This is a genomic window from Wolbachia endosymbiont of Nomada ferruginata, from assembly GCF_001675785.1.
In the GTDB taxonomy this organism is placed as follows: domain Bacteria; phylum Pseudomonadota; class Alphaproteobacteria; order Rickettsiales; family Anaplasmataceae; genus Wolbachia; species Wolbachia pipientis.
The window spans coordinates 1-3,669 of sequence record NZ_LYUY01000113.1 but is presented as its reverse complement, the minus strand read 5'-3'; the positions used below and the strand labels follow the sequence as shown (position 1 = coordinate 3,669).

The following is a 3,669-nucleotide window of genomic DNA, read 5'->3' as shown; positions in this document are numbered from 1 at the left end:
TGTCAAGCACTGGGATGACAAGAAAGGGAGCACTGGAATTTTTGTTTCAGCATTAGCCATGCATCTGAACAGATACTCGTAAAATTGTGCTTTTAATATGGGTTATCAGTTTAAAAATGTTGCTAACTAGTATATCTGAATGTAACATCAATTAACGTGTATAAATGAAGCAATCTAATGGAAAATAGTTATAATGCCGATGCAATAAAAATCTTAAGGGGTCTTGATGCTGTAAGAAAACGTCCAGGTATGTACATTGGTGACACTGACGATGGATCTGGCTTGCACCACATGGTATATGAGGTTGTTGATAACGCAATAGATGAATCTTTAGCTGGATATTGTGATAAAATTGAAGTTAGCATAAATAAAGATGGTTCAGTATCAGTAACCGACAATGGTCGTGGCATTCCAACTGACATTCATGAAGAAGAAGGAATATCAGCAGCAGAGGTAATAATGACTCAACTCCATGCTGGTGGTAAATTTGACAGTAATACCTATAAAGTTTCTGGGGGATTACATGGTGTTGGAATCTCAGTTGTGAATGCATTATCAAGCTGGTTGGAATTAACTATTTGGCGCAATAAGAAAGAACATTTTATACGTTTTGAAGATGGTGAGTCTATTGAACCTTTAAAGGTAGTCAACGAAAATACAAATAAAAGAGGAACTAAAGTCACGTTCATGCCATCAACAGAGACTTTTAATGGCATTAATTTCAGTTACTCAACGCTTGAAAGTCGTATAAGAGAATTAGCATTTTTAAATTCAAATATCGACATTACTTTACGTGATCTGCGCAATGAACCATATATAGAATCTCATTTCAATCAGAGCAATCAATCTAAAGACAATTTTGGTACAGCGAATTTTGTGCGGTACTTAGATAAGAATAAGACACATGTAACTAAAATTGCCAGTATGAAAGGAGATGCAGAAGATCTCGGCATCAGCTTGGAAATATCGATGGAATGGAATGATTCCTACTATGAACATATGTTATGCTTCACAAATAATATAAGACAACGAGATGGTGGTACGCATTTGGCAGGATTTAGATCTGCACTAACTAGATGTATCAATAACTATGCAACTAATGAAGGGTTTTTAAAGAAAGCAAAAGTAAATTTAACTGGAGAGGACGTTAGAGAAGGTTTAACTTGTGTTTTATCTCTCAAGATGCCTGACCCTAAGTTTTCTTCACAAACAAAAGATAAACTAGTTAGTTCTGAAGCACGTGCAGTTGTAGAAAGTATAGTTTCTGATAAATTGAGCACAATCCTTGAAACTGATCCCAAATTGGCGGCAAGCATAGTAGAAAGAGCAATTAGGTCAGCAAAAGGAAGAGAAGCCGCAAGAAAAGCACGAGAGCTAGTTAAAAGCAAAAACAATATTGATATTGCAACTCTGCCAGGAAAGCTTGCTGATTGTCAGGAAAAAGCTCCTGAGTTATCGGAATTATTTATAGTAGAGGGTAATTCAGCAGGTGGTACTGCAAAGCAGGGGCGTAATCGTAAAACACAAGCAGTGCTTGCCTTAAGAGGAAAAATTCTAAACGTAGAACGTGTAAGTTTAGATCGTATTTTTTCATCTGCAGAAATAGGCTCTTTAATTACTGCAATTGGTGCTGGAATAGGGAGTGAACACTTCGATATTGAAAAAGCTAGATATCATAAAATTATCATCATGACAGATGCAGATGTTGATGGTTCACATATAAGAACTTTGATTCTGACTTTCTTTTTTAGACACATGCGTGAAGTTATTGAAAAAGGCTACTTATACATAGCACAGCCACCCCTCTATAAAGTTACAAAGAATGCTAAAGACACTTATATTAAAGATGACGAAACTTTTGAAGAGTATATAATAAACTCAGCAGTTAAAAGATTAACACTAAGTAGTACAGCTACAGAATTTAACGATTTGCGCCTTATTTTGAATAAATGCGTTAGCATTTCTAATATTAGCAAAAATTATGATAGAGAGATACCACAAAATCTCTTAGAGTCATTGCTAATTTTAAGCAAAAAGAATGCTCTATCATCGGCTGATGATATATTAAAGTATTTGAAGTTAATGTACAGCGAATATACTTGGGAAGTGGAAATAAAAGATGAAGAAAAAGAAATTCACATCTCTAAATTGTTTCAAGGATTGGCAGACAAATATATATTTGCACTTAGTATGCTTGAAGGCAAAGATATGCAAAACATATTAAGTTTGCTTGATGGTATAAGTAATTTATTTAATGGTGATTCATTTTTAAAGTCACAAGAAACTGAAATAAGAATCACTTCTCCAAGTACGCTTGCAAAAATAATAATAGACTATGGTAAAAAGGGTTTAACTCTGCAGAGATTTAAAGGTCTTGGTGAAATGAATGCTGATCAGCTATGGGATACTACGTTAAATCCTGAGGCTAGAACTTTACTAAAGGTTGAAATAAAAGATTGTGAAGAAGCTGATTCCATATTTTCAATACTAATGGGTGATATAGTTGAACCACGCCGTGATTTTATTAATAGCAATGCACTTAATGTGCATGATGTTGATATTTGAACTTTTAGCAAAATGTACGAACGTTACGGGTTTAAGCAAAGACTGTGTCATTCAAGTAGCTGACACTGGTTCCTTTATAACGGTGTCATTCCAGTGCTTGACACTGGAATCCAGGTTGCTCACAAGCAAACTAGCATAGAAAGTGGTTACAACGTTTTCGATGAGATTGCAGAAAGGCTGGATTCCAGTGTCAAGCACTGGAATGAAAGCAGTCCTACGTCATGCCGCGATTCATTCGCGGTATCTCTAGATCCCGCTAACAAGCAGCGGGATGACGGTTGTCAGGGTGTCATCCCACTACCTTCTCCTGTCATCCCAGTGCCTCCCTCCCCTGTCATCCAAGTAGCTTGACACTTGTATCTTTATGATGTGAGGCATTAGAGCTAAAATACCTCACAGGGAGGGTGAAGCTGATGCGACGCTAATGCCATTAAGGCCGAATCCCAGATTTTGCTTCCCTCCCATAGAGTTATAGCTCTTCTCATAATAACCCAAATAAGGTAAGAATGGATTTATGGTAGAGGGGTTTGTATGCCAGCAGCGTATAGTTACGACTTAAGGAAAAAAGCAATGGAAGCATTGGATGAAGGAGAAAGTAGAGCAACTGTTGCCAAGAGATTTAAAATTGGAAAAACGACTTTATATGAGTGGCAGAAAAGGCGTGAGGAAACGGGAGATTTTCAGTCAAAAAAGCCTGGAAGCGTAGCATAAAATTACCGACTGGAATGTCTTCACCGAATTTGCAAAAAACCATGGTGGCAAGACTCAGTCAGAGATGGCCAAACTCTGGAGTCGACAAATGATTCACCGCGCACTTAAAAATATTGGATTTACAAGAAAAAAAGACCTACGGATATAAAGAAAGAAATGAAGAAAAGCGAGCTCAATTTGCAAGGGTTATAGCGACAAAACATCGTGATAATCTTGTATATATTGATGAATCTGGGATAGACAATACAGAAGACTACCCATACGGATATTGCAGAAAAGGAGAGAGGTTTCATTCACTAAAATTAGGTAAAAAAACTCTGACCTTACCCAGAAAAAGTGGAGAGAAAGAAAGGAGTTTTTTCGGGTAAAATAAAATTTTGGAGGATTAGAAAT

At 36.6% G+C, this 3,669-nt stretch carries 3 protein-coding genes and 1 pseudogene; all 4 read left to right on the top strand.

Annotated elements, in window-relative coordinates:
- Positions 1–177 precede the first annotated feature (177 nt).
- On the top strand, positions 178–2,565 hold the full coding sequence (gene gyrB, locus BA053_RS05635; RefSeq protein WP_065095387.1) for a DNA topoisomerase (ATP-hydrolyzing) subunit B: 2,388 nt from the start codon (positions 178–180) through the stop codon (positions 2,563–2,565).
- A complete protein-coding gene (locus tag BA053_RS07500; protein WP_156518035.1) occupies positions 2,549–2,704 on the top strand; it encodes a hypothetical protein in 156 nt (51 codons plus the stop codon). The genes gyrB and BA053_RS07500 overlap by 17 nt, the downstream gene beginning before the upstream one ends.
- On the top strand, positions 2,659–2,916 hold the full coding sequence (locus BA053_RS07735) for a hypothetical protein (RefSeq protein ID WP_010962372.1): 258 nt from the start codon (positions 2,659–2,661) through the stop codon (positions 2,914–2,916). Before BA053_RS07500 ends, BA053_RS07735 begins: the two co-directional genes overlap by 46 nt.
- Before the next feature lie 180 nt (positions 2,917–3,096).
- Positions 3,097–3,590, top strand: a pseudogene (locus tag BA053_RS06930) (IS630 transposase-related protein); the annotation flags it as partial.
- Positions 3,591–3,669: the final 79 nt, after the last annotated feature.